The 22,198-nt window shown below is 67.8% G+C and carries 22 protein-coding genes; 16 read left to right on the forward strand and 6 right to left on the reverse strand.

The window, feature by feature from the left end; translation table 11 throughout:
- Positions 1-276: 276 nt before the first annotated feature.
- Both RKD23_RS05000 and RKD23_RS05005 read right to left on the reverse strand, forming a co-directional pair.
- Positions 277-933 carry a response regulator gene (locus tag RKD23_RS05000; protein ID WP_424852503.1) on the reverse strand — a complete coding sequence of 219 codons (657 nt, stop codon included), beginning with the start codon at positions 931-933 and terminating at the stop codon, positions 277-279.
- Positions 933-1,886, reverse strand: coding sequence for a HAMP domain-containing sensor histidine kinase (locus RKD23_RS05005; RefSeq protein ID WP_424852504.1), 954 nt, complete (start codon positions 1,884-1,886; stop codon positions 933-935). The genes RKD23_RS05000 and RKD23_RS05005 overlap by 1 nt, the downstream gene beginning before the upstream one ends.
- Positions 1,887-2,216: 330 nt before the next feature.
- On the opposite strand from RKD23_RS05005, the gene RKD23_RS05010 reads away from it, so the two are divergent.
- Positions 2,217-2,594: a hypothetical protein gene (locus RKD23_RS05010; RefSeq protein WP_424852505.1), complete on the forward strand. Its 378-nt coding sequence runs from the start codon at positions 2,217-2,219 to the stop codon at positions 2,592-2,594.
- Positions 2,587-3,213, forward strand: coding sequence for a hypothetical protein (locus RKD23_RS05015; protein ID WP_424852506.1), 627 nt, complete (start codon positions 2,587-2,589; stop codon positions 3,211-3,213). The genes RKD23_RS05010 and RKD23_RS05015 overlap by 8 nt, the downstream gene beginning before the upstream one ends.
- Before the next feature lie 701 nt (positions 3,214-3,914).
- Here the strand turns inward: RKD23_RS05015 and RKD23_RS05020 are convergent.
- From RKD23_RS05020 to RKD23_RS05035, 4 genes are all read right to left on the reverse strand, one after another.
- On the reverse strand, positions 3,915-4,652 hold the full coding sequence (locus RKD23_RS05020) for a 5-formyltetrahydrofolate cyclo-ligase (protein WP_424852507.1): 738 nt from the start codon (positions 4,650-4,652) through the stop codon (positions 3,915-3,917).
- An 18-nt stretch (positions 4,653-4,670) separates the two neighbouring features.
- On the reverse strand, positions 4,671-5,861 hold the full coding sequence (locus RKD23_RS05025) for a helix-turn-helix transcriptional regulator (protein WP_424852508.1): 1,191 nt from the start codon (positions 5,859-5,861) through the stop codon (positions 4,671-4,673).
- Between the two features lie 176 nt (positions 5,862-6,037).
- The gene (locus RKD23_RS05030) at positions 6,038-7,231 is read right to left on the reverse strand and encodes a helix-turn-helix domain-containing protein (protein ID WP_424852509.1); all 1,194 of its coding nucleotides are present in this window, start codon (positions 7,229-7,231) and stop codon (positions 6,038-6,040) included.
- 6 nt (positions 7,232-7,237) lie between these two features.
- Positions 7,238-7,696, reverse strand: coding sequence for an NUDIX hydrolase (locus RKD23_RS05035; RefSeq protein ID WP_424852510.1), 459 nt, complete (start codon positions 7,694-7,696; stop codon positions 7,238-7,240).
- Between the two features lie 168 nt (positions 7,697-7,864).
- Between RKD23_RS05035 and RKD23_RS05040 the strand changes: the two genes are divergently transcribed.
- The 14 genes from RKD23_RS05040 to RKD23_RS05105 all read left to right on the forward strand — a co-directional run bounded on the left by RKD23_RS05040 (position 7,865) and on the right by RKD23_RS05105 (position 22,196).
- On the forward strand, positions 7,865-8,668 hold the full coding sequence (locus RKD23_RS05040) for a TauD/TfdA family dioxygenase (RefSeq protein ID WP_424852511.1): 804 nt from the start codon (positions 7,865-7,867) through the stop codon (positions 8,666-8,668).
- Between the two features lie 106 nt (positions 8,669-8,774).
- A complete protein-coding gene (locus RKD23_RS05045) occupies positions 8,775-9,209 on the forward strand; it encodes an ATP-binding protein (protein ID WP_424852512.1) in 435 nt (144 codons plus the stop codon).
- Positions 9,210-9,446: 237 nt separating this feature from the next.
- Positions 9,447-11,354 (forward strand): glycoside hydrolase family 15 protein, encoded by a 1,908-nt coding sequence (locus RKD23_RS05050; protein WP_424852513.1) that lies wholly within the window; start codon positions 9,447-9,449, stop codon positions 11,352-11,354.
- Between the two features lie 122 nt (positions 11,355-11,476).
- The gene (locus tag RKD23_RS05055; RefSeq protein WP_424852514.1) at positions 11,477-12,874 is read left to right on the forward strand and encodes a sensor histidine kinase; all 1,398 of its coding nucleotides are present in this window, start codon (positions 11,477-11,479) and stop codon (positions 12,872-12,874) included.
- Between the two features lie 78 nt (positions 12,875-12,952).
- On the forward strand, positions 12,953-13,459 hold the full coding sequence (locus RKD23_RS05060) for a roadblock/LC7 domain-containing protein (RefSeq protein ID WP_424852515.1): 507 nt from the start codon (positions 12,953-12,955) through the stop codon (positions 13,457-13,459).
- The gene (locus RKD23_RS05065) at positions 13,456-13,857 is read left to right on the forward strand and encodes a DUF742 domain-containing protein (RefSeq protein ID WP_424852516.1); all 402 of its coding nucleotides are present in this window, start codon (positions 13,456-13,458) and stop codon (positions 13,855-13,857) included. Before RKD23_RS05060 ends, RKD23_RS05065 begins: the two co-directional genes overlap by 4 nt.
- Before the next feature lie 55 nt (positions 13,858-13,912).
- Positions 13,913-14,497, forward strand: a complete 585-nt coding sequence (locus RKD23_RS05070) for a GTP-binding protein (RefSeq protein ID WP_424852517.1) — start codon at positions 13,913-13,915, stop codon at positions 14,495-14,497.
- Positions 14,497-15,102 (forward strand): GAF domain-containing protein, encoded by a 606-nt coding sequence (locus RKD23_RS05075; RefSeq protein ID WP_424852518.1) that lies wholly within the window; start codon positions 14,497-14,499, stop codon positions 15,100-15,102. The genes RKD23_RS05070 and RKD23_RS05075 overlap by 1 nt, the downstream gene beginning before the upstream one ends.
- 85 nt (positions 15,103-15,187) lie before the next feature.
- Positions 15,188-16,444, forward strand: a complete 1,257-nt coding sequence (locus RKD23_RS05080; protein WP_424852519.1) for an acyl-CoA dehydrogenase family protein — start codon at positions 15,188-15,190, stop codon at positions 16,442-16,444.
- A 126-nt stretch (positions 16,445-16,570) separates the two neighbouring features.
- Positions 16,571-17,101, forward strand: a complete 531-nt coding sequence (locus tag RKD23_RS05085) for a DNA-binding protein (RefSeq protein WP_424852520.1) — start codon at positions 16,571-16,573, stop codon at positions 17,099-17,101.
- A gap of 114 nt (positions 17,102-17,215) precedes the next feature.
- A complete protein-coding gene (locus RKD23_RS05090) occupies positions 17,216-17,395 on the forward strand; it encodes an FxLD family lanthipeptide (protein WP_424852521.1) in 180 nt (59 codons plus the stop codon).
- A 78-nt stretch (positions 17,396-17,473) separates the two neighbouring features.
- Positions 17,474-19,513: a lantibiotic dehydratase family protein gene (locus RKD23_RS05095; protein WP_424852522.1), complete on the forward strand. Its 2,040-nt coding sequence runs from the start codon at positions 17,474-17,476 to the stop codon at positions 19,511-19,513.
- Complete coding sequence (locus tag RKD23_RS05100; RefSeq protein ID WP_424852523.1) at positions 19,510-20,583, forward strand: lanthionine synthetase C family protein; 1,074 nt, start codon at positions 19,510-19,512, stop codon at positions 20,581-20,583. The genes RKD23_RS05095 and RKD23_RS05100 overlap by 4 nt, the downstream gene beginning before the upstream one ends.
- Positions 20,584-20,618: 35 nt before the next feature.
- Complete coding sequence (locus RKD23_RS05105; protein ID WP_424852524.1) at positions 20,619-22,196, forward strand: methyltransferase, FxLD system; 1,578 nt, start codon at positions 20,619-20,621, stop codon at positions 22,194-22,196.
- Positions 22,197-22,198: the final 2 nt, after the last annotated feature.

Consider the following 22,198-nt stretch of genomic DNA (forward strand, 5'->3'; position numbering starts at 1 on the left):
AGCAGAGCGAGTCCGGTCGCGGCCGCACGTATGCCTGGCCGACGATCCGCTCTGGACCGTTCCTGGAATCCTGCTAGGGATTCCCGTTCAGGGCTTCTCACATTGCTCCTATGAGGATGATGGTGCTGCGGAACCGGATACGGAGGTCCCGGTTCCTAAACCTGGGCCTCGAAGGCCCAGGAGTTCTTGTGGGTGACCGTCATCGGCTTCGGGCCGTTCTCGGGCATGACGGAATGCCCGCTCGGCGGTTGCCGCGGGGTAGTGCCGCAGAACGAGCTACGGTTCGATCAGGCCGGTCCTGATGGCGTAGCGGGTGAGTTCCACGCGATCGCGTAGCCCGAGCTTCTGCAGCAGGTTCGCCCTGTGGCGCTCAACGGTCTTGGCGCTGATGACGAGGAGTTCGCCGATCTCCTTCGAGCTGTGTCCCTCGGCAACGAGCTTGAGGATCTCTTCCTCGCGGTTCGTGATCGCTTTGTCCGGCAGGGGCCTGCCCTGCGCCACGTGATCGAGGTACTTGCGGATCAGGGTGTTCTCAGCGCCGGGATAAATGAACGGCTCGTCGCGCATCGCCGCACGACAGGCGTCCACCAGGTCCCGGTCCGCGACCGACTTGAGCACGTACCCGCTGGCACCGGCCTTCAGAGCTTCGAAGAAGTACTGCTCGTTGTCGTACATGGTGAGCATCAGGATCCGCAGGTCAGGTTGGGCCCGTGACAACTCGCGGGCGGCCTGCAGGCCAGTCATCCGAGGCATCGCGATGTCCAGAATGGCGAGGTCGAGCGGGACCGTACGCGCGACGGAGACGGCCTCGGCTCCGTCACCGGCCTCGGCGACGACTGTGAGGTCGGGCTCGGAGTCCAGAATCAACCGCACGCCGCGGCGGACCAGGGCATGATCGTCTGCGAGCAGGATCCGACGTGGAGACTCGGTCATCACTCGTTCTCCCCCGGCACTGATACCCGAAGGCGCACCGACGTGCCGCCTTGGGGAGTCGTCTCGATGGACAGTCGTGCGCCGATGAGCAGGGCGCGTTCCCGCATTCCGCGGATACCGGCACCTTCCGGAGCGTTGCGGCAACCCCGTCCGTTGTCCTGGATCACCAGATCCACCGCTCCGGATCTCGTGTGCCGCAGCTCAAGGTCCACGCGGTCGGCGTTCGCATGACGTGCCGCGTTGGCCAGGGCTTCCTGAGCCACCCGGTAGATCGCCAGTTCGGATTCTTGGGTGAGCGCTGGAAGGCCATGGTCAATGTGGTCGACGACAGTGAAGCCTGCGGCGTTGAAGTCGGACGCGAGCGCACGGAGAGCGCTGGCCAGGCCCAGGTCCTCCAGGACCCCGGGGCGCAGCCGACGCGCGATGCGCCGCAGCTCGTCCAGGCTCTCCCGGGTCGTCTCCTGTGCGCCGCGCAGGTCGCCCTGCAGTTCCGGCGGTGCCTGGTCGGCCAGCCATTTCAGTTGCAGTAGGACAGCTGTGAGCGCCTGTCCGACTTCGTCATGCAGCTCTCGGGCGAGATGCTGCCGCTCGGCCTCCTGCGCCGCGGCCACTCGCGCGCTGCTGGTGACGCGTTCATTCTCCAGCCGCTCGAGCATCGCGTTGAACGTCGCCACGAGCTGCACCATTTCGCTCGGTCCCCCCGACTCGGCCCGCAGGCCCGGGGCGAGAAGGTCCGCCTGCGCCATCGTGCGCGACAGACGGTTCAGGGGGGCCAGGGCGTAGCGAAGGACGAGCACGTTGGCCAGGAGCATCACCAAGACCCCGACGGCTACGACGACAGCTTCCGTGAGGCGGACTGGCGAAGAGACCGTGACCCACGGGCTGAGGAGAACGAGAGCCGCCACCACGAGGAGGGACGCGTTCATCACGAAGATGCGCCAGAACAGCGACATCGGCGGCCTCCCCCTTCCTGACCTGGGACTCGGCTGGCGCCATCGCCCCCTTGGTGATCATGTGGATTCTTTGTGATCGACCTGAGTCCGTCTATACATGCTGACACCCATGTTTCCGCAGATCGTGGAGGTCAGAGCACTTTTACGACGGTCTTCACCGCGGACCGCCACATGTCTGACCCTGCACGCGGTGGCGTCGAACCGCAGCGAGGGACAGCCCAGACGCCGAAACCCGCGCAGCGTGATGGACGCCACGTTTAGAACCGTCTCCCCAGTGGGTCGGCCGCAGGTAGGTTGGCTCTCCACTTGTCGCGGGAGGGATCAACTGCCATGGATTTACCGGTTGTTGTGGGCGAGGTTGTCTCCGGCTCAGCGATTGCGCTGGCCACCGGAGCCGTTACGGGCGGGACAGCATGGGTGAGCACAAAAGTCCGCGAGCTTCTGCGCCGCGGCACGCGTGACGAGCAGGACGCCGTTATCGCAGTACTTGACGATCAAGAAGCCACACCGGAGGAGCGCGCGGAGCGCTTGGCTCCCCTCATCCAGGCGCACTTCGACGCCCACCCGGACGCCATCCGCGAGTTCATGGCGCTGACGATGACGGGAACCACCGTCTACAACCAGCAGAACACCGGAAACGGTGTGTTCATCGGCGGAGACCACCACGGCAACCTGACGATCAATCACGGCGGGGAGCCTCGTGTCTGACCACCCGCCCGAGGACCAGAAGAGAGTGGTCAATCAGACCAACCGCGGCTCGGGCACCTTCGTCGCCGGCAACGTCTTCGGCAGCGTCGTGAACCTCTTCGTGTCCTCCCAGCGCCAACGTCCCCCGGCATCATCAGGCAGCTGCGACAATCCCCAAGATGACTACGCGGAAGTCACGTGGCAGATGTTCGGCGCCTTCTTGCTGGGGGTCATGTCTGGCGCCGGCCTCCTCTACATGATCCTCGGACTGCCTCTCTCCGGTACTGGTCCTGCGCCCGGCCTCACAACCCGCCTCATCGCGGGGTTCCTCTTCGCCGCCTGCTTCTTCGCGTGCGTCGCAGCTTTCGCGGCACGAGCCGCGCAAGGACTCGAGATGTGGGCGGGACGCTGCGCTGACACGGCCCATCACACCAGCGTGAGAATCCTCGCCCGGCTGCCGGCCGGCATGGCCAGGGCCCTGGCTGGTGCCTCCTCAGTGGCAGCGACGCTGGCCATCCTTGTTGCCGCCTTCTACGGGTGGGGGGAGTTCGGGGCGACCGTTCAGGAGAGGGCCCGGATCGCCCGAGACAACGCCGCCTTGAACGCCGCCAGAGCGCGTGCAGCTACGAGCCAAGAGTGACACTGAGGGCGGCGTCGGGACAGGCGGCGGACCACGCGAAGCGTCTCACAACGGGCCGCGATTTTCTTGTGCTGCCCCTATCGGTCTTCAATTGAAGCGCGATCATTTGCTCTCAGCATCGCTCGCTCGCCAGACACACGTCCCACTGATGGCGGCTTCAGGGTCACCCTTTCGGCTTTGCCTTCCATGCCCTTTGCTCGACTGCCCAGCGGACGCGGATGAGTCGTACGGATACACCGGTGAGGACGGCAGCCCCGATGCGCACAGGTTCCAGAAGGCCGACGGTGAGGCCGATTCCGAGGCGTTCGGTGACGCTACGGTGTTCCTGCGTCCCGGCGTCATCCTGGCAGACGGGCGTCCCGTGGACCACCCGCGGTGGGCGGAGCACGGGATTGTCCAGGAGGAGGAGGCAAAGATCCTCGCCTCCTTCGATTAGGCTCGGTCGCCAGCAGGGCCACGGGCGGGCCACGCCTGTACAGCGGGGAGCCCCGCGTGAACTCCTCGATCCGCTATCGGAGTTCGTTGGGGACGTTCGATCCGTGAAGTACGGTCGCGCCAGGTGCCCGCCGATCTGGGCCGCCCTCACGACGATGCCCCTGTTCCGTTCCTCGGCCGGCACTTCCCGGGTCGGCGTCAGGGCTCTCGGCCCGTGTCACGCCCCGCGTAACCGCATTGCATCCAACTGTGCATGCGGTCGGTCGTCAGTCTGACTCTGCCTGGCGACGTGCCCGGGCCTGCAGAGCGGGAATCGCGGCGATCTTGGAGGGGTCGAGGTGGTCCCAGAAGATCCCGCGGGGCCGATGCGGTGCGGTGCATTCGATGACCTCGTCCGGCGTGACGACCAGGTCGACCTTGACGTCATGGTCAGTGACCGGAATCGGTGTGTCGATCACCTGGAGGCTGTGCACCGTGGTCACCACCAGCGTGCCGGCGCCAATGAGTCCGGCCTCTGTCAGGAGCGCGAACTCCAGGTCGGAGTAGCCGGCCCCCTTTCCGATACGGGCACCATCCCGATTGACCGCGACGCTCCCGACGACGACAACATCGACGGGACGCAGAGAGTCGACCTCGACCGTCGGTGCGATCGTGGCCGCGACGCGGCTGGTGGCCGCCTCTTCCGGCGGGAGCGGCAGTGCGGCCGGGTCCAGCAGGTAGAAGGGCTTTGGTGCCGCCAGCTTCGGGACAGCCATGTAGACCAGCTTGCCCTCCCTCAGGGCACGAACCCGCACAGGAAGCTGGGCCTTGTCCGGCACAGCCTTGATGACGTCAGCCCCCTTCCACCCGTCGAGTTCAGCCAATCGTGCGGCAGCCTCATCCGCCCCGTGGAAGTTGGGGATGCGGCCGTGAGCGCTGTCGTCGTAGACCGCGCCGGCCTCGTCGAGAGCGTTCCAGACCTGGGTTCGTACGGCACGTTTGGCATCCTCATGCAGAGCGGGCACCCAGGTATCTCCTCACAGTCACGCCGTTGCCATAAGTGCGAACAGCTGGTCATGGACATCGGCGACGATTCGCTCCTGCCGCCACGGGCTCAGTTCACGGGCGGCGTTGAAGACCACGTTGAGCCCTCCGCCGCCCCTGGTCTCCCGTACCTCCGCGATCGCTTCGGTCAGAGCAGCTACGGCGGCGTCGACCTCGCCTTGCCGGATATAGGCGAGCGTAAGGTTCCCGAGCACGATCGCGCGCGACTTTCGCCGATCTTGTAGTTGGGCGGCGGTGGCCTGCAGCAGCTCCTCGGCGCGCCGGTGCTCTCCGAGGGAGAGGTAGCAGGACCCCGCCAGACGGCCGAACTGGGTCGGGGAGATCAGGTCCGCGGCCGCGTCCATCCCATCTGTTCGTTCCAGCTGCTGCCGAGCTGCGGCAAGCGCCGCTTCACATTCCCTCGCTCTTCCCAGCATTGCGTACGCCTCGCCGGCATGCAGGAGGGAGAGACCGGTCACAGCCGGACTGGTCGGCCGAGCAGTTTCCGCCGCCTGGAGAGCCAGATCCAAACCGGTGCGCGGGTCCTTGGCTCCATACAGGGCGACGTAGGAAGTCCTAAGGCGCGCTCGTGCCTCAAGGGTGGGATCGTGCAGGTGTCGAGCAACCCGGAGGCTCTCGTCGTAGTAGAGGCGCGCCGTCGCGTGGTCCCGGCGTTGAGAGGCGTCCCAGACAAGTTGGCCCATAAAGGCGAGGACATCGGCCTGGAGGGTCAGGAGCTCGCGCCCTGCTCGCCCGGCCGGGGCGTTACGGGCCATGTCCGTGATCAGGCTGAGGTGCTCCCCTCCTTTCGCCAGGAGGCTGGCGGACGGGGCCTGGTCATAGCGGGAGACGAGTTCGTCGAAGGTATCGCGGAGATCGGCTGCCGTGACCTGAGTGGCGCTATCTACGAACGCTGCGTCCTGACCCCTCCGAGCCGGGCCGTCTCCCTTCGCCTCGTTGGTCAGGAGATCGACGAGTTCCTCGACCGTGATGCGTAACGCATCGGCGAGCCGTGGGCGCATCCACGGCTGGGGAGAGACGGTGCCGGTCTCCCAGCGCACGACAGTCGAACGGTCCACACCAAGGTGCTCCGCCAGGTTTTCCTGAGTGAGACCAACTGATCGACGTCGGTCGGCAAGTCGCCGCCGCCTGTTTGCCATTCCCCGCCCCCCGAACTTCTTCAAGGCCATCAAACCCTGGACCGCCTGGTCATGCCCACCAACGCACCACTGATGCATCACTGATGCGTCAGATCTGCTCTGGGCGTGGCGAAGGGCGAGCGATTCGATGGGCGTCCAGATCCCGCAGGACGAAGGACATCACGGTGTTGCTGCACTGCACTGTTGCCTCCCAGAGTGGCACGGCTCTACGCCGCCATCTCGCTGCGCATGCGGTGCAAAGCGTGGGCCGCGGCCTCGTGAGCAACCGGCAGCCGGCCGACAGCCGTGCGCATGATGCGCTGGAGCTGATGCGGCAACCGCTGCACAACCGCTTCATGAACAGCACCGTCCAGCGACTCGGCCGCGCCGGTGCGGTCGCCGGCGAGCAACTGCACACTGCCCACGGTCACGAGCTCGATCACCCGCCATTGCGGCGCCACCGTAGTCGTGGCTGCAGGGGTGTCAGCCACGAGTCGTATGGCTTCGCGCGCCCTTCCGGTCCCGACCAGACCCCGCAGGCGGATCTCGTGCAGGGAGAAGGGGTTGAACAGGCTGGTGTGCTCCACCACGGCCAGCAGCTCGTCCGCTTCTCGCATCACCCGGTCGAACAGCTCGCTGTTGCCCAATGCACCAGCGGCCCGGGCCAGCAATGCCAGGCCGGCACCGCGTGCCTGGGTGTCGGGCGCGACAGCGACAGCACGGCACAGGCGGTCCACGGCTGCACCTCGCAGGCCGGCCTTGCGCAGCTCGTTGCCGTGCATCCGCAGTGCGTAAGACATCATGACGGGATCCCGGAAGTGCTCGGCAACCTCCAGACTCTTGCCCGTCCATCTCGCCGCAGTACTCAGTCGCTCTTCCGGAAGGACATTCCCCAGGGCGACCCCGAGTCCCACACGGGCACGCGCGAGCAGGTGCAGGACCTCCACCTCGGTGTGTCCGTCTTCCACCCGGGCCTCAAGGCGGGCGACCAAGGGCCACAGTTCGGAGACCGCTTCCGCTGCATGGCCGGACTGGCGGGCGATCTCGGCCAGCCGGACGGTGGACTCGCCGAACTGAAGCATGGCCCGGTGATCGGTGTCAGCCACGTCCGTGACTCCGAGGATGTGCGGGGGCAGCCGGAGGCACTCGGAAATGCGTCGGAGAGACCCCACGTCATCAAGGTGGCGCTTCCCGAGCTCCAACGCGGAGATGTAGGTCTTGTCGTAGCCGAGGAGAGCGCCGAATTCTGTTTGGTTCAGGCCGTGCACACGGCGGTAGAAGCGCAGGATGCCGGCCAGGTCCCCTGCTGCCAGGATGAGTTCGGCTTGCGGTGTCGCCCAATGCCATTGGGCGTGGCGCTCCGAGGGCCGAGTCTCCGGCCAGTGGTCGCCACGGCGTTTCGGGCTCTCCCCAACGGCCATGGAGGGTTACATCCGCTCGTAATCGTCGGCCTTTCGGCCGAACCAGGCGGCCACCGCCTGTTTGTACCCCTCTGGCATGTTCAGGGCGGCTACATGGTTAGCAGCGAACAGGCCGAGCTGCTTGTGCTCATGGCTGACGACCGGCGCCTGATCGGGGGTCAGCACAGTGCAACCGTAGGTGACGATCAAGACTTTGCGTCCTGGAATCGGTTCGTAGACCCAGACGCCGCCATCGATCAATGGTCCGGCTTTCACCTCCCAGCCGGTCTCCTCCCGGATCTCCCGTTCCAGGGCCGCTTCGGGGCTGACATCGGCAGGTACGACTCCGTCCGCCGTCCCCGGCTCCAGACGTCCCCCAGGAAGCTCCCATTCTTCACGCTCGTTCTTCAGCAGCAGCACCCTGTCATCGGCGTCAAGAGCCACGCCCTTTACGGAGACGGGCCAACGGGGCGGCGTGTGCGTCATTGCGGTCCTCGTCCTGGGCAGTGCGTTCCCGGTCTTCGGAACGTAGCACGACACCTACAACTCAGCGTGTGTCTGCGCGACTTGTCCGAGTCGACAATCTGTCGCTTTACCCGCCTCACCAGGGCCTCTCACTCTGAACGTTCCGACCTAGCGCGAAGGAGCACGGTGATGCGTGCTGCACCTACTCGTCCGGCGACGCCTGTTGGGGCTGGCCATGTCGACGTGCGCGCCTCGAACGCCGTCGATGCGTGCCGCACCCGGCTGCGGGAGACCGGACTGGTGACCGTTGCGGGCCTGATGGGTCGTAGCTCGGTACTCGACTTCGCCAGTCGGCTGATGCACGTAGTCCCGCATCCGCACAGCGGCCCGGACGGACTGACGGCCATCCAGGACACCGGCATGCACGCCCACCGCGCCGGTCTGGCCGGCTTCGGCCGCGGCGATCTGCAAGCACACACAGAGCGTGCCGGCGTGCCCAACCCGCCCCGCCTGATGCTCTTGGTCTGTCTCCAGCCTGCCACTGAAGGCGGCGATGTACTGCTCGCCGACGGGCGCGACGTCCTGGCAAGACTGGTAGCCGACGATCGTGCAGCGGCTGTCGCGCTCGCCCAAACGAGGACCGCCTACTTCGGCGCCGGCGCGGGCCACCCCAGCCAGGTGTTCACGGTTCGTCCCGACGGCCTCATATCGGTCCGGCTCCGTCAGGACGGTCTTGCGCGGTGGAGTCCGCTCGTCCATCCGTATTTGCCCGCACTGCGCCGGGCTGTCGGAGACTGCCAACTTCGCCTCCGCCTCGCACCGGGCCAGGGCTATCTGCTCGACAACCACCGATGGCTGCATGCCCGTACTGGCTTCACGGGCCGCCGGCTCTGTGTCCGCGCTTTGGGTGAGCCGCATAGGCCCATGCTTGCGGGTTTCGCTCCCGAGACGTTCGGTGCCCGGCTGCCGATGACCCACGATTCCGCCTTTTGACTGGACGCACCGTTTGCTCGGCCCCTGTAAAGGGGGTGCCAAGGCACGGATACGACGACGGCACAGAAGCACATGCCTTCTCCTCACCAACTCAGGAGAGAACCGAATGACTGCCCTCACAGCCCCCGCACGGCCGGCTGTTGAGTCGTTGGCGAACAACCCACGTCTGTTCGAGGCCGCCTTCGCCCCGGCGAGAGTCTGCGTTCAGAGAGCACGCCGAGACATCACGGCGGTCTTGAGGCTGTGGGACGTACGCGAGGTATTGATCCATGACGTCGTACTCACCGTTTCCGAGCTGGTAACCAACGCCGTTCAGCACGGCATGGGGGACGTTCGGCTGCGCGCATCGAACGCAAAGGGCCAGCTGCTCATTGAGGTCACCGATGACAGCCGTGCTCCTGCGACTCTGCGGGCAGTCGGGCACGCCGACACGTCGGGCCGTGGTCTGCTCCTCGTGTCCGCCCTCGCGCAGGACTGGGGCATCAGCGAAGACGGCAGGACGACGTGGTGTTCCTTCCCTGCCTCTCCGGGCAGGCCGTGATGGTCGCCGTGAACGACGGAACCAACAAGGTCCCGCAAGGTGTGACCTTCGCTCCTCGCTGATCGACAAACCACAAGCTCGGCGCCAGAGCAGCCTTGGCTGACGACTCACGGCTGGCCCGTATGCGCAGACCTGACAACAGATCGTTTTGCAGCCGAGCGATGTCGCATTCCCTTTCGCAGGCCGTCCCGCGGCCACCAGAACCCGCAACGCCGGGCACATGGAGATCCGACTGTTATGAAACGCCTTCCCCGCATTGAGCAATACGGCCTGATCGGCGACATGCAGACCAGCGCACACGTATGTGACGACGGCTCGATCGACTGGTTCTGCCCACCGCGTTTTGACTCGGCAGCCGTCTTCGCCGCGCTGCTGGGCACCCAGCAACACGGCTCGTGGCGGATCGCCCCCGCGTCGACCACGGGCGAATGGGACCCAGGCGTCGCCACAGAACGCCGGTACCGCGGTGACTCGCTCGTCCTCGAATCGGTGTGGTGTACGCCCACCGGCTCGGTTCGCGTGACCGACTTCATGCCGCCGCGCGAGGGCGCTCCTCGCGTGATCCGGATCGTCGATGGCCTGGTCGGCGCGGTGGCGATGGACTCGGTGATGCGTCCCCGGATGGGGTACGGCCGTGTCAGCCCGTGGATCCACGAGGTCGGTGGGCGCATGATCGCAGAGGCCGGTTCGGATGCCCTGTGGCTCGACACTCCAATCCGGCAGGTGGAGAAGGACGGTGCGGTCGTCAGTTCCTTCACCGTCGCGGCCGGCCAGAGCGTGGCTTTCGCATTGAGCTGGCAGCTGTCCCACACGGCCGCCCCGGAAGTAACGGATCCGATCGCCGAGCTCGACCGGACGCTCTCGTTCTGGCGGGAGTGGACAGGGCAGTGCACTTACGCCGGCCCGTACCGCGAGGACGTCATCCGGTCGCTGATCACGCTCAAGGCGATGACCTACGAGCCCAGCGGCGGGATCGTCGCAGCACCGACCACCTCCCTGCCCGAGGAAATCGGCGGCAAACGGAACTGGGACTACCGGTACACGTGGTTGCGGGATGCCGCCGCTACCCTCGACGCCCTGCTGGGGTCCGGGTACCGACAGGAGGCGGCCGCGTGGAGGCGGTGGCTCCTGCGGGCGGTGGCCGGCGACCCGAAGAGCCTGCAGATCCTTTACAGCGTCACCGGAGAGCGCGACCTGCCCGAGCGCGAGCTCGACCTGCCCGGGTACGAAGGCTCGGCGCCGGTCCGGGTCGGCAACGCGGCGGCGGACCAGTTGCAACTGGATGTGTACGGCGAGGTGATCGCAACCCTGTACCTCGCGCATGAGGAGGGGGTCGCCGGCTGCGCGGACACTGCTGTTCTGCACCTGCGGCTGGTCGAGCACCTGGCACGGAGATGGCAGGAACCGGACGAGGGCATCTGGGAGGTCCGCGGGGAGCGCCGGCATTTCGTGCACTCCAAGGTCATGGCGTGGGTGGCGGTCGATCGGACCATCCGTCTCGCCGAGGCCGGCGCCCTGGACATCGACACCGATGCCCTGGGCGCCCTCAACGAACTGCGCGACGCGATCCACCGTGAGGTGTGTGCCAAGGGCTTCGACCCTGTCCGCAACACCTTCACGCAGTCCTACGGCGCCGACGAACTCGACGCGTCCTTGCTGCTGATTCCCCGGGTCGGGTTTCTCCCGCCTACCGATCCTCGCGTCATCGGCACCGTGGAGGCGGTGCGGCGCGAGCTGTCCACGCCGGACGGGCTCGTGTGGCGCTACCCGACCGCGGGCGAGCGCACCGGAGTGGACGGCCTGCCCGGGGACGAGGGCGCCTTCCTCCTGTGTTCCTTCTGGCTCGTCGACGCGCTCGCCCTGATCGGCCGCCTCGATGAGGCCCACATTCTGTACGAGCGGCTGCTCGCGTTGTGCAACGACCTGGGCTTGCTCGCCGAGGAGTACGACCCGGTCGAAGAGCGCCAGCTCGGCAACTTCCCTCAGGCGTTCAGCCACCGGGGCCTGATCGAGAGTGCGCTGCTCCTGGAGCAGCTCTCAACGCGGCTGACACCTGCTCCACTCGAAGCGACGACTTTGCACTGCGATGGGGCGTCGAGGCGTCCGCAACATGACCGACGAGCCGTTGCCGCTCCGTCCTGCTGAGGATTTCCATGTCTGACAGTGTGTCCCCCGCGCAGCCCAGCGCGTCGCGCCGCCGCAGGCGGCGGCCGTCCCAGACCGACAGGTTCACGCTTCATCACCTCCGTGGCGCCGTCTTCGAGCCGATGCTGCTCTTGGTCGTGCTGCTGGGCTCCACCTTCGTCACATGGCTGTTGACGCCCGGCGTCTCGGTGGGCTGGCTGCTGACGGTTGTGGCGGTCGGGCTGGGGGGTCTGGTCCTCAAGGCAGCCCGGGGAGTGCGTGCTACAGCCCAGGCCATACAGCAGCACCAAGGCGAGAACCTTGCCGCGCTGGTGTCGGCGGCCGCGGCAGTGGAGAAGTCCGCGCTCTGGTCGGCTGACGAACTGTGTCGCGGCGCCCGTCCCCCAGTGCCGGACAGGGCGCAGCCGCGGTCGTCTGCTTCCACCGCGCAGGTCGAGGAGGTGCTGGCCGAACTGCACTTCCAGGTTGTGACGTCGCTGATCCGCGTGCACGACGAGTCGCAGTCCGTCGTTCTACTGGAGGTTCTCCGCCGACTGGCCAAGCGCGAGCATGCGCTGATCGGACGGGCGTTGGTGGCGTTGAGTGAGCTGGAGAAGCAGACCGCCGATCCGGAGCTGCTGGCGTCGATCTTCCAGATCGATCACCTGGTGACTCGCGCGCGGCGGCATGTGGAGAGCACAGCTGTGCTGGGTGGCGAGTCGCTGCGCCGTGTGCGTCGGCCGGTTTCCGTGACGACCATGCTGCGGGGAGCTGTGTCCGAAGTGGTCGACTACCCACGCGTCACCGTTGTGGCAGGACCGGTTGGAGCAGAGCTGGGCTTTCCGGGGCACGTGGGTCCGGACCTGACCCATGTCCTAGCTGAGTTGATCGAGAATTCTTGTCAGTACTCCGATCCGGCCACCAAGGTGACCGTGCGAGCGCAGCGGGTGCCGGCAGGCCTGGCGATCGAGGTGGAGGACCGCGCTGTTCCGATGCCTGCAGCACTGCGCGACCAGCTCAATTACCTCCTCGTGGCACCCGATGAGGTGGATGTCAGCGGTCAGGTGCGAGCGGGGCAGCTCGGCCTGCTGACCGCGGCGAAGATCGCACAGCGCCACGGGCTGTCCATCCAGTTGCAGGAAAACCCGACTGGCGGCACTACCGCACTGGTGGTCGTACCGACCAGACTCCTCGTCCCCATCGCTGAGGTCGACGACGCCCTTGCGTCGCGCGCAGCAGCGCCGCGGCCCCCTGCATCACTTCCTTCACCGGGTTCCTCGTCAGTCTCGCCCGGTCCTTCGGCCGCCCGAACTGCCCCGTCGGCTCTCGCCGCAGGGCAGGTGGCAGGCGAGGGGAACATCCGGCATGGTGCCCCGGCGCTGCCGAGGCGTTCACGCACGGGCGGCTCGTTCCCACCTCCTGCCGGTCGCGAGCAGGCCGCCACGGCTGCAACACCTGGTCTGGCAGCCGCCTACCGCCGCGGCGTTGAGGCGGGCAAGGACGGCGCACCGTCGTCGACGGCCGCCGAGCCCACCTCGTGACCATTCTTCCCGTACATGCCCGTCCGCGTCCCCGGCGGCCGGCTCCGGCCGCTGGCCCTCCCCCCATGGAGCGATCACATGACCACCCCTGACATGACCAGCCTTCCCGGCACCCAAGGCCCACGGGGCGGGGGCGAGCCGCAGACCGATATGGCATGGCTCTTAGGACAGTTCGCTGCCGAGACCCCCGGCGTCACCCACGCCGTCCTGCTGTCGCGGGACGGATTGCGGCTGCTGGACAGCGATGTCGACAAGGACTGGGCGGACGAGCTGGCCGCTGCGATGGCCGGGTTGGCCTCCCTGGCTGCGAACATCACCGGCCCGACCCACCAGAAGAAGCCGGCGAAACAGGTCGTCATCGAGCGGGACGACTGCCTCCTTTTCGTACAGCACGCCGGCCGCAGTGCGGCGTTCAGGAACTACCCCGGCAACACCCGCGGCGTGGTGGACACCGTCCTGGCCGTGATCACCACGACGGACGCGGACGTCGGCACCGTCGGGTTCGAGACGGCGCGCCTGGTGAACAGGTTCGCCCCGTACATGGACATCCCCGTGCGTGTGTCCACGGGCGATGAGGCCCGGTGAACGTGCACGACGGCTCTGACACGTCCGCCTTCGTACGGAACTACACGGTGACGAACGGACGTACTCGGCCGCATCACGTACTGGGCCTGGAGACCGTGCTTGAGACCGGACCAGGGCGTCCCGGTCCCGGGCAGGCCGAAGAGTGCCGTCAAATCCTCGCCCTGTGCCGAGCGCGGCGGCGCTCGGTTGCAGAACTGGCAGGCCGACTCTGCCGTCCCGTCACGGTGGTGAAGATCCTCATCTCCGACCTCCTGAACACCGATGCCCTCGTCCTGCCTGTCACCGATTCCTACACCGCCTCCGGTGAGGACCCGCGCCCCACTGAACAGTTGCTGGCGGCCCTGTCTGCGGGCCTCAGAAAGAAGTGGCCTGATGCCGTTTACCCCCAGGCCGGCTGACCCCGCCGCCACCTGCACGCCGTCGCTTCCGGCTAATGGACTCGCACCCGCCGTGATGAAGATCCTGATCGCCGGCGGCTTCGGCGTGGGCAAGACCACCGCGGTGGGCGCCGTCAGCGAGATCGCGCCGCTGAGTACGGAGGAGTACCTGACCGAGGCCGGCACAGCCGTCGACAGCCTGGAGGGTGTCGAGGCCAAGCAAACGACCACGGTCGCCTTCGACTTCGGCCGCATCACGTTCCACGATGCTCCGGTGCCGGTGGAGCTGCTGCTGTTCGGCACCCCTGGCCAGGACCGCTTCGTCAACATCTGGTACGACCTCGCCCGAGGAGCGGTCGGCGCAGTCGTGCTGGCCGACACGCGCCGACTGGAGAAGAGCTTCACAGCCCTGAGCTTCTTCGAGCATGTCGGTCTGCCGTTCGTTGTCGCCCTCAACCAGTTCGAGGGTGCTTACCGATACCACCCCGACGAGGTCCGAGAGGCGCTGGACCTGGCCGCGCACGTGCCAGTTGTCACCTGCGACGCACGCGAGGCGGACCACGTGGCCAGCGTCCTGCTCACGCTCGTCGGACACGCCGTCAAGGACACATCGCGGGCCCGCGCCCGCACCACCGCCCCTACCTCGCTACAGGACGCCTGATGAGTCATCACCACAGCGACTGGTTCACAGCCCCGCACGCCAACGAGTCGACCACGCGGTTATCCGGATCGCCCGCCCTGACCAGCGTGCCCGTCCTCAGCCCGGAGGCTGCGGAGTTGGCGGAACGCTACGAGCTGATCCGCCGCCTGGGCGTGCCTACCTCGGCCGATCCGGTCTTCGATGCCTTCGCGAAGGACATGGCCGCCCGGACGGGCTTGCGCTACAGCTTCGTCAACCTCTTCCTGGCCGACCAGACCTTCATCGGCCTGCATCAGCCGCCCGCCGAAAGCGGGTACGTCACCGTCAGTCGGACCATGAGCCGCGAGCACGGCTGGTGCCCTGAGGTCGTGGCCCGGCGGATGGCTCTTCCGCTGCACGACGTTCATGCCAGCCCGCGTTTCAGCGGCAATCATGTGGTCGACGCGGTTGGGATCCGCTGCTACTTCGGCGCCCCCCTCATCCACGACAGCGGCACCGTTCTGGGCACCGTGTGCGTCATCGACCCCGAGACACGGCTGCTCAGCGACGCGCGCCGGATCAGGGACATCGTGATCGACACCGGCAGTCAGGTGATGCAGCACATCATCCGGGCCGCGGCGCGCTGACGCCGACCCTTCGCCCCGACCCGGGAGACCTCGCAGACCCCGGCCGTCCACTGTGTGCTTCCCCTCCAGGGAGATGGAGACGACCATGTCCACCGCGCCTGTCATACCGCCTGCGGCGCTGCGCCCCTACCTCACAGACCGCCACGAACTGCTGTGGCAGGAGGCCGACGCCTTCGCGGCCGAGTACGTCGCCTCTCGCGTCGAGCGCATGGAATCTGCGCCGCACAGGGTTGAGCGCGAGGTCGCCGGCGTCATGGCCAGGCGCGGATGGTTCGCCGTTACCGTCCCCGCCGAATTCGGTGGCATGGATGCGGGCCACGTCGCCAAGACCATCCTCATTCACCGCGTCGCGCGTGTCTCGGCCGCCGCCGCCGCGATTTTGCAGGCGACCCTGATCCCCGTCGGAGCCCTGCTGCACTTCGCCACCCCCGCGCAGAAGCAACGCTGGCTGCCACAGGTCGCTGACGGCTCAATGCGGCTGTCGATCGCCTCCACCGAGCCGCGCGCCGGCGGCCACATCGGCGGTATCGAGACCACCGCCGAGCGCAGCGGCAAGGAGTGGGTGATCACCGGCAGCAAGATCCATATCGGCAATAGCCACCTCGCAGGAGCACATCTCGTCATCGCCCGCACCGCCGAGCCTGGCGTGAGCGCGTCCAAGGCGCTGACCGCGTTCCTGATCGAGTCCGACCGCACAGGACTCTGGGTCGCCGCCCACCGACCCGGTCTCGGCCTGCACGGGTTCACCGCCGGCCGTCTCGACATCAACGGCGTCCGTGTTCCTCAGGACAACGTGGTGGGAGGCGTGGGAGAAGGGCTGAGCGTGGCCCAGAGCAGCAGCATCCTCTACGGCCGCCCCAACCTGGCCGCCATCAGCCTCGGACTCCACGAAATGATCGTGGAAACCACCACCGCCTACCTCAAAGGGCGCCCCCGCTACCGGTCTTCCCTGGCCGACGTTCCAGTGCTGCGTGACCGCATCGGCGAGATGGAAGCCCGTCTGCGCGCCGCCCGCATACTGGCCTACCAAGCCGTCCACCTCCTCGACCAGGGCCTGCCCTGCGACGCCGAACTGATCAACGCCAAGTACCTAGGTCACCGATGGGCCGCGCGCTCTGCCCAGGACGCCATGGAACTCCATGGCGCACGGGCCCTCGCCCCCGACTGTCCCCTTCAGCGACTGTGGCGCGACGTGCAGCACACCTACCCGCCCGCCGGAACCGGCGAGATCCAACGCATACGCCTGGCCGACGCTGCCCTGGGCGAGGACCGGATCGAGTGGTCCGAACAGCTCGCATTGAAAGCAGGCTGGGCACGCCGTCCCGACCCGACGGCCGCATAAACCCCCGTGCGCGGCACCCCCGTGAGTTCCTCTCGCCGCGCGCGGGCCCTGTCGCCGGACCCCCAACCCCCGCCCAGGGCCCGGCGGCAGGGGACCACCCGTCCCCCGACACCGACTTGGACCCCCATGACCACCACCGCACCGATCACTCCGCTCTCGCGGACGGCGCGACGAATCGCCGAGCAGCTCGTACACCGCGTCCCGTCCAAGGACATCGCCGCCCAGGTGAACTTGTCACCACACACGGTCCGCAGTTACATCCACACCATCCGCGCGACACTCCACTGCCCTCCGCGCTGTCCCACTCACCTCGTCGTGCACAGGCTGCTGGCAACCGGCCAGGTCTCGCTCCCACCCGCGTCCGGGCCTGCGCCCGACCTCACGCCTGCCCAGATGCGGCTCCTGCGAGCCCTCACCGAACACAGCCGCGCACTGGACATCGGCATGGCTGCCGGCATCGCACCCGCTGACGTGAAAGAGCGCGTCACAGAACTCATGGGCATCGCAAACGCCGAGGACACCACCCACCTCGTCGTTCTCGCGCACGGCTGGGGCCTGCTTCCCCTCCAGGGAAAGACGGCTACGGCAGGAGGAAGCCATGAGAGCGCGCCTACAGGGCCGTCTCCGACAACTCGTCCCTGCTCCGTCTCAGCATGATCGACACCCATTCGACGCAACCACCTCAGTCCCACCGTGGCCTGGCCCTAAAAACTCCCGAGCCCAACTCGGGCCCGGGCCGTGCACCATCAACCCGCCCCCAGGAGGCACCACATGACCGTCCAGATCGAGCGTCCGATCGAGCCCGTACAACCGGCCGGCGAGGCCGCGGAGGACCCGTTCCAGCTGGACATCACCTTCGTGGAGGGAACACCGGCGACCGAAACGGTCCTGATGTGCAGCACCGGTGACACCTGCGGCAGCTCCTGCCCGAGCGCCTGCGTCACGTCGTAACCGACGCGAAGCGGCCGTGCGGGCCGGGCGGTAGTTCCGTCCGGCCCGCCCACCCCGGCTACCAAGAACGGAGTAGTGATGACACGCGCACGACGCAGCCTGTACCAGGGCACCGGGCAAGGAATGCTGCGCGCGGCAGTACACCTCGCAGAGCCAGTCATGGGGCCCTGGCCGGAGGACTCGGCCTCGCTCGACGCCTGGCGTTCGTGGCTGGGCACTGTGTGGGCCGACGGGACCTTCAGGCAGGCGGTAACCAGTGCCAGCCCGGATTTGGCCAAGCAGGTGCAGGCGATCCTGGATGGCCGGTCCCCGAAGCTGCGCCGTGTGCGCCGGGCGGCACTGGCCACTGCCCGATACGCAATCCGGTACGCGCGCCGCTCAACTCCCTACGGCTTCTTCGCAGGCGTAGCACTGATCGAGTTCGGGGACACGACGAAGGTCCGCTTCGGTCAGCGGCACCAGGCAGTCACCCGTCCCAACCCATTGGCGCTCGACAAGGCCATCAGCGCCTGGGAAAAGGACGGCGCGCGGATGGCCGAAGTCGAAGTGTGCGTCAACGCCCTGGCCCAGCAGCGCGATGGATACGTCCACGTACCGTCCGAGGGCGATGCCGAGTTCCGCCTCGCGCTGAGCAGCCCCGCGCTCCGGTTCGTGCTCGACGCGACACGCGCCCCCATTCGTTACTCCGCGTTGGCGGACAAACTTGCTGCCGAGTTCCCCTCCACCTCCGAACACGCCCGCACCCAGCTTCTCGGAGAGCTGCTTCGGGTGCGGCTGCTGCGGTCGTCGCTGCGTGCCCCCGCCACCGTCACCAACCCTGCCGAGGCGTTACCGGCCGTTCTGCGCGCGCTCGTGCGCGACCGCGTGGTGGCCACTGATCTACGGCTCGACGCCACGGTACGGCTGCCGAAGGAAGTGCTGACCGAGGCGGAGACGGCCGCGACCGTCCTTTCCCGGCTAGCCACCCACCCCAACGGCACCCCGGCCTGGCGCCGCTGGGTCGAGCAGTTCACCGACCGGTACGGCGAGAACATCGCGATCCCGGTCGAAGCGGCGACCGACCCCGACCGGGGAGTGGGATTTCCGGACGGCTTCATCAAGCCGTCCGAGCCGCCCCGCCCGATGTCCCGCCGTGACCGGCTCCTGCTGGAACTCGCCGGCACCGCGGCCGCCGAAGGCGCACGCTCGGTGCAGCTGACCGGCGGGATGATCGAGGAGCTGGAGGCGGCGGGCGAAGAGCCCCGGCTCACCGCCCCCCACCTCGAACTGGCCGCCCAGCTCCACGCCCGATCGACCGACGCCCTGAAGCGAGGGAACTTCCGGCTCCGGGTAGTCACCGTCTCCCGCTCGGCCGGCTCGATGACGGGACGGTTCTGGCACCTGTTCCCCGACACGGGCGCCACGTACAGGGGGCTGCCCACGATCGAGCCCGGCGCCGAGTTGGTCCAGCTCTCCTTCCACGCCGGGCGTGTCCCTGCCGACCTTCTCACCCGCGCCCCGCGCGTGCTGCCCCGCATTGTCAGCGTGGGCGAGTTCCGTCACCCCGGCGACGGCGTGCTGTTCCCCTCCGACCTTGCTGTCAGTGTCCGCGACGGCCGCCCCCGTCTGGTCGAGATCACCACCGGCACGCACCTGGAACTCCTGGCACCCACCGCGATCAACTTCCTCTGGAACAACTACACCCCGCCCATGGCCCGGTTCCTGAGCGAGATCAGCCGAGCCACCGCACCACAAGTGACCTGGTTCGACTGGGGCGTTGCATGGACGCTGCCCTTCACCCCGGCGCTGACCTACCGACGCTCGATCATCACGGCCGCGCGATGGAAGATGCGTGCGCGGGATCTGCCCGGCCGGACCGCGAGCTTGGACGAGTGGGCCGAGCAAATGCACGCCTGGCAGAGCCGCTTCCGGGTGCCGGACCGGGTTCTGCTGGCGGAAGACGATCAACAGCTCCCCCTTGATCTGAGCCGGGACATGCACCTGGACCTGCTGCGCGCCCACCTGGACGCCAGCCCCTTCGGCGTCGCAACACTGCACGAGGCACCGCCGCCCGACGCCGATGGATGGATCAGCGGACGAGCCCACAGCCTCGTCCTCCCCTTGGCGCCACGCGCATGACCGCCACGACGCTCCCGCCCCGTACACAAGACCTGTCCGAGGGTCCACTCGGGATCGTGCTGCTGGACATCGAGCGCGGTGACCTGCGCACCGCGCGGCACCACCTTGCGCAGGCAGTCACTCACGGGGTCAGCGCCGGCGGCAACGCGAGCCTGTTCCACGGTGCCCCGGCGCTGGAGTTCGTACTCGCCCGCGCCGGACGCGCAGGCCACGATGTCCGCGGTGCCGTCGACCGCGTGGTGGACGCCCGCCTGGCCGCCGTCCGGCGGCGACAGCAATCCGGGGGCCTGCCGCACCTCGCGGAATGGGACCTCATCCGGGGCCTTGCCGGACTGGGCGCGCTGCTCCTGACGCGTGGAGCGCCCACGGAGCGTCTGACAAACGTGCTGGCCTACCTCGTCTCCCTCTCGCGGCCGGTCCGCTTCGAGGGGAGGGAAGTGCCTGGGTGGTGGTCCGCGCTCGGGCCCGGCGACGTGGAACTGGCCGGCGGGCACAGCGATAACGGCATGGCGCACGGCATCGCCGGCCCAATGGCGGTTCTCTCACTCGCCGCCCGGCGGGACATCCTGGTGCCGGGCCAGCACGAGGCGATCGAGGTCTTCGCACGCTGGCTGGACCGGTACGGCAGCCACTATTGGACCAGCCGCGCCTACCTGGACACCGTCGAGCCGCCTTCACCGCAGCCGGCTCGCCCGTCCTGGTGCTACGGCCGACCCGGCATCGCCCGAGCCCAGCAGCTCGCCGCGCTCGCCCTGAACGACCAGGCCCGGCGCCGAGCGGCAGAAGACACCGTCGTACGGACGCTCACCGACCCCGGTCACCTCGCACTGATCACCGACGCCACGCTGTGCCACGGCTGGGCAGGTCTGGTGACCCTCGCCCGCGCTGTCGCCGCCGACAGCCCCACCCCGGAACGCTTCGCCTCCGCGATCGGTGACCTACAACAGCGCCTGGCCACCGACCTGGACCGGCTGTCCAAGCCCGGCTTCATGGAGGGCCGCAGCGGCGCGCAGCTCGCCCTCGAAGCAACGAACACCACGAACTGGACCAGCGTGCTGCTGATCACGTGACCCCATCCGTACGCCACCAAAGGACGCACACCGGTATGACGTTCGACGACGACGAGAAGCTTCCGATCACCTACGACACCACCTGGTGGCACGCCACCGTTGCCTTCCCTGGCGGCGCGGTGAGCCCCGAGACCGCCCAGGTCCTGTCGGCCGCGCTGCACGACCAGCGCTTCCACTTCCTGCGCAAGGACTCAGGGCTGCGCCTGCGCACCGAGCGCCCGGCAGCGGGGCTGCTGGACCGCCTCGTCGCCGATCAGCAGATCACCGGTTGGGCCAACAGCATCTACGAACCGGAGACCGAAGCCTTCGGCGGCCCGGAGGCAATGGACGTGGCACACGATCTGTTCTGCGCCGACAGCCGCAGCGCCCTGCCCGAGACCGGCAGCCCCGGCACCCGCGAACGCTGCGTGATGCTGCTGTCCACCACGATCCGTGAAGCCGGCCTTGACCCCTTCGAGGCCGGAGACGTCTGGTCCCAGTTGGCCGCCGTGCGGCCCCCCGTCCTCCCGCCCACCGGGATCGCCCTTGACCGCTCCCTCTCGGCCATGCGGCGCCTGATGAACGCCGACGCGGCCCGGCGCCCGGACGCCGAGGCGGGCTGGACCCACCGCGTCACCGCCTTCGCGGATACCGGCCGGCGTCTGCGTCAACTGGCCGCTGATGGGCGACTGATACGCGGCCTGCGCGCCATCCTCGCCCATCACGCGATCTTCGCGTTCAACCGTGCCGGGACGCCTGTCACCGAACAGGCGGCCACTGCGTGGCTGGGCCGTCAAGTCGCCTTTTCCACAACGGCTGACGCCCCCGTGTCTACTCGCCGGTCCGTTTCCCCGGACCCTAACCTCGCTCGAATGGAGACCACCGTGACCCCCGCCAACGACCCCGCCGAACTGCGCGAATCCCTCGCCAACCGCCTTGAGGAGAGCGGTCACCTGCGCACCCCCGCCGTCATCGACGCCTTCCGCACCACCGACCGCCATGACTTCCTGCCCGGCGTCGACCTGAATTCGGCGTACAAGGAGGACGCGGTGCCCATCAAGCACGACGAGCACGGCGAGATGATCGCCTGCATCTCCGCGCCCTCCATCGTCGCCACCCAGCTCGAACAGCTCGACGCGCAGCCCGGCCACAAGGTCCTGGAGGCCGGCGCCGCCACCGGCTACAACGCCAGCCTGCTGGGCAAGCTCGTCGGCCCCTCGGGGCAGGTGTGGACCCTGGACGTCGACCAGGACCTCGTCGACGGCGCGAGCAAGAACCTCCATGGGACTGCTCTATCTGTACACAGCAGCAGCGGCAGCGGTGTGCAGCTATCAGTGGGCCCGGGCCGCGCGGCGTGCCCAGCGATGGCCATTGCGAGCCGGTTTGGCGATGATGGCCGCTGGCATGGTCCTGCTCGTCTCGTACGCCGCCCTGCGTACCGCGTTCCTCCTGCCCACTGCAGTGGCTGTTCCGTCGGCGGCGTCCGTTGCCCAACAGGAGCAGATCACCGATGGCGTGCTGTACGGCGGCTTCCTGCTGTGGTTGGTCGGGGCTGTGACCCCGGCCGCCCGATCGCTCATCGGGCGAGTCCAGTGCATGCGTGCAGTCATCCGCCTCCATCCGCTGTGGCGTGACC

The organism is Streptomyces sp. SAI-170 (genome assembly GCF_049739565.1).
In the GTDB taxonomy this organism is placed as follows: domain Bacteria; phylum Actinomycetota; class Actinomycetes; order Streptomycetales; family Streptomycetaceae; genus Streptomyces.

What these genes read in the sequence shown, in the direction of transcription:
- RKD23_RS05090 (WP_424852521.1), top strand. Translation starts at nt 17,216, where the DNA reads ATGACCGTCCAGATCGAGCGTCCGATCGAGCCCGTACAACCGGCCGGC.
- RKD23_RS05100 (WP_424852523.1), top strand. Translation starts at nt 19,510, where the DNA reads ATGACCGCCACGACGCTCCCGCCCCGTACACAAGACCTGTCCGAGGGT.
- RKD23_RS05055 (WP_424852514.1), top strand. Translation starts at nt 11,477, where the DNA reads ATGCTGCTCTTGGTCGTGCTGCTGGGCTCCACCTTCGTCACATGGCTG.
- RKD23_RS05080 (WP_424852519.1), top strand. Translation starts at nt 15,188, where the DNA reads ATGTCCACCGCGCCTGTCATACCGCCTGCGGCGCTGCGCCCCTACCTC.
- RKD23_RS05025 (WP_424852508.1), bottom strand. Translation starts at nt 5,861, where the DNA reads ATGGCCTTGAAGAAGTTCGGGGGGCGGGGAATGGCAAACAGGCGGCGG.
- RKD23_RS05050 (WP_424852513.1), top strand. Translation starts at nt 9,447, where the DNA reads ATGAAACGCCTTCCCCGCATTGAGCAATACGGCCTGATCGGCGACATG.
- RKD23_RS05105 (WP_424852524.1), top strand. Translation starts at nt 20,619, where the DNA reads ATGACGTTCGACGACGACGAGAAGCTTCCGATCACCTACGACACCACC.
- RKD23_RS05095 (WP_424852522.1), top strand. Translation starts at nt 17,474, where the DNA reads ATGACACGCGCACGACGCAGCCTGTACCAGGGCACCGGGCAAGGAATG.
- RKD23_RS05045 (WP_424852512.1), top strand. Translation starts at nt 8,775, where the DNA reads ATGACTGCCCTCACAGCCCCCGCACGGCCGGCTGTTGAGTCGTTGGCG.
- RKD23_RS05000 (WP_424852503.1), bottom strand. Translation starts at nt 933, where the DNA reads ATGACCGAGTCTCCACGTCGGATCCTGCTCGCAGACGATCATGCCCTG.
- RKD23_RS05085 (WP_424852520.1), top strand. Translation starts at nt 16,571, where the DNA reads ATGACCACCACCGCACCGATCACTCCGCTCTCGCGGACGGCGCGACGA.
- RKD23_RS05030 (WP_424852509.1), bottom strand. Translation starts at nt 7,231, where the DNA reads ATGGCCGTTGGGGAGAGCCCGAAACGCCGTGGCGACCACTGGCCGGAG.
- RKD23_RS05035 (WP_424852510.1), bottom strand. Translation starts at nt 7,696, where the DNA reads ATGACGCACACGCCGCCCCGTTGGCCCGTCTCCGTAAAGGGCGTGGCT.
- RKD23_RS05060 (WP_424852515.1), top strand. Translation starts at nt 12,953, where the DNA reads ATGACCACCCCTGACATGACCAGCCTTCCCGGCACCCAAGGCCCACGG.
- RKD23_RS05070 (WP_424852517.1), top strand. Translation starts at nt 13,913, where the DNA reads ATGAAGATCCTGATCGCCGGCGGCTTCGGCGTGGGCAAGACCACCGCG.
- RKD23_RS05010 (WP_424852505.1), top strand. Translation starts at nt 2,217, where the DNA reads ATGGATTTACCGGTTGTTGTGGGCGAGGTTGTCTCCGGCTCAGCGATT.
- RKD23_RS05040 (WP_424852511.1), top strand. Translation starts at nt 7,865, where the DNA reads ATGCGTGCTGCACCTACTCGTCCGGCGACGCCTGTTGGGGCTGGCCAT.
- RKD23_RS05075 (WP_424852518.1), top strand. Translation starts at nt 14,497, where the DNA reads ATGAGTCATCACCACAGCGACTGGTTCACAGCCCCGCACGCCAACGAG.
- RKD23_RS05005 (WP_424852504.1), bottom strand. Translation starts at nt 1,886, where the DNA reads ATGTCGCTGTTCTGGCGCATCTTCGTGATGAACGCGTCCCTCCTCGTG.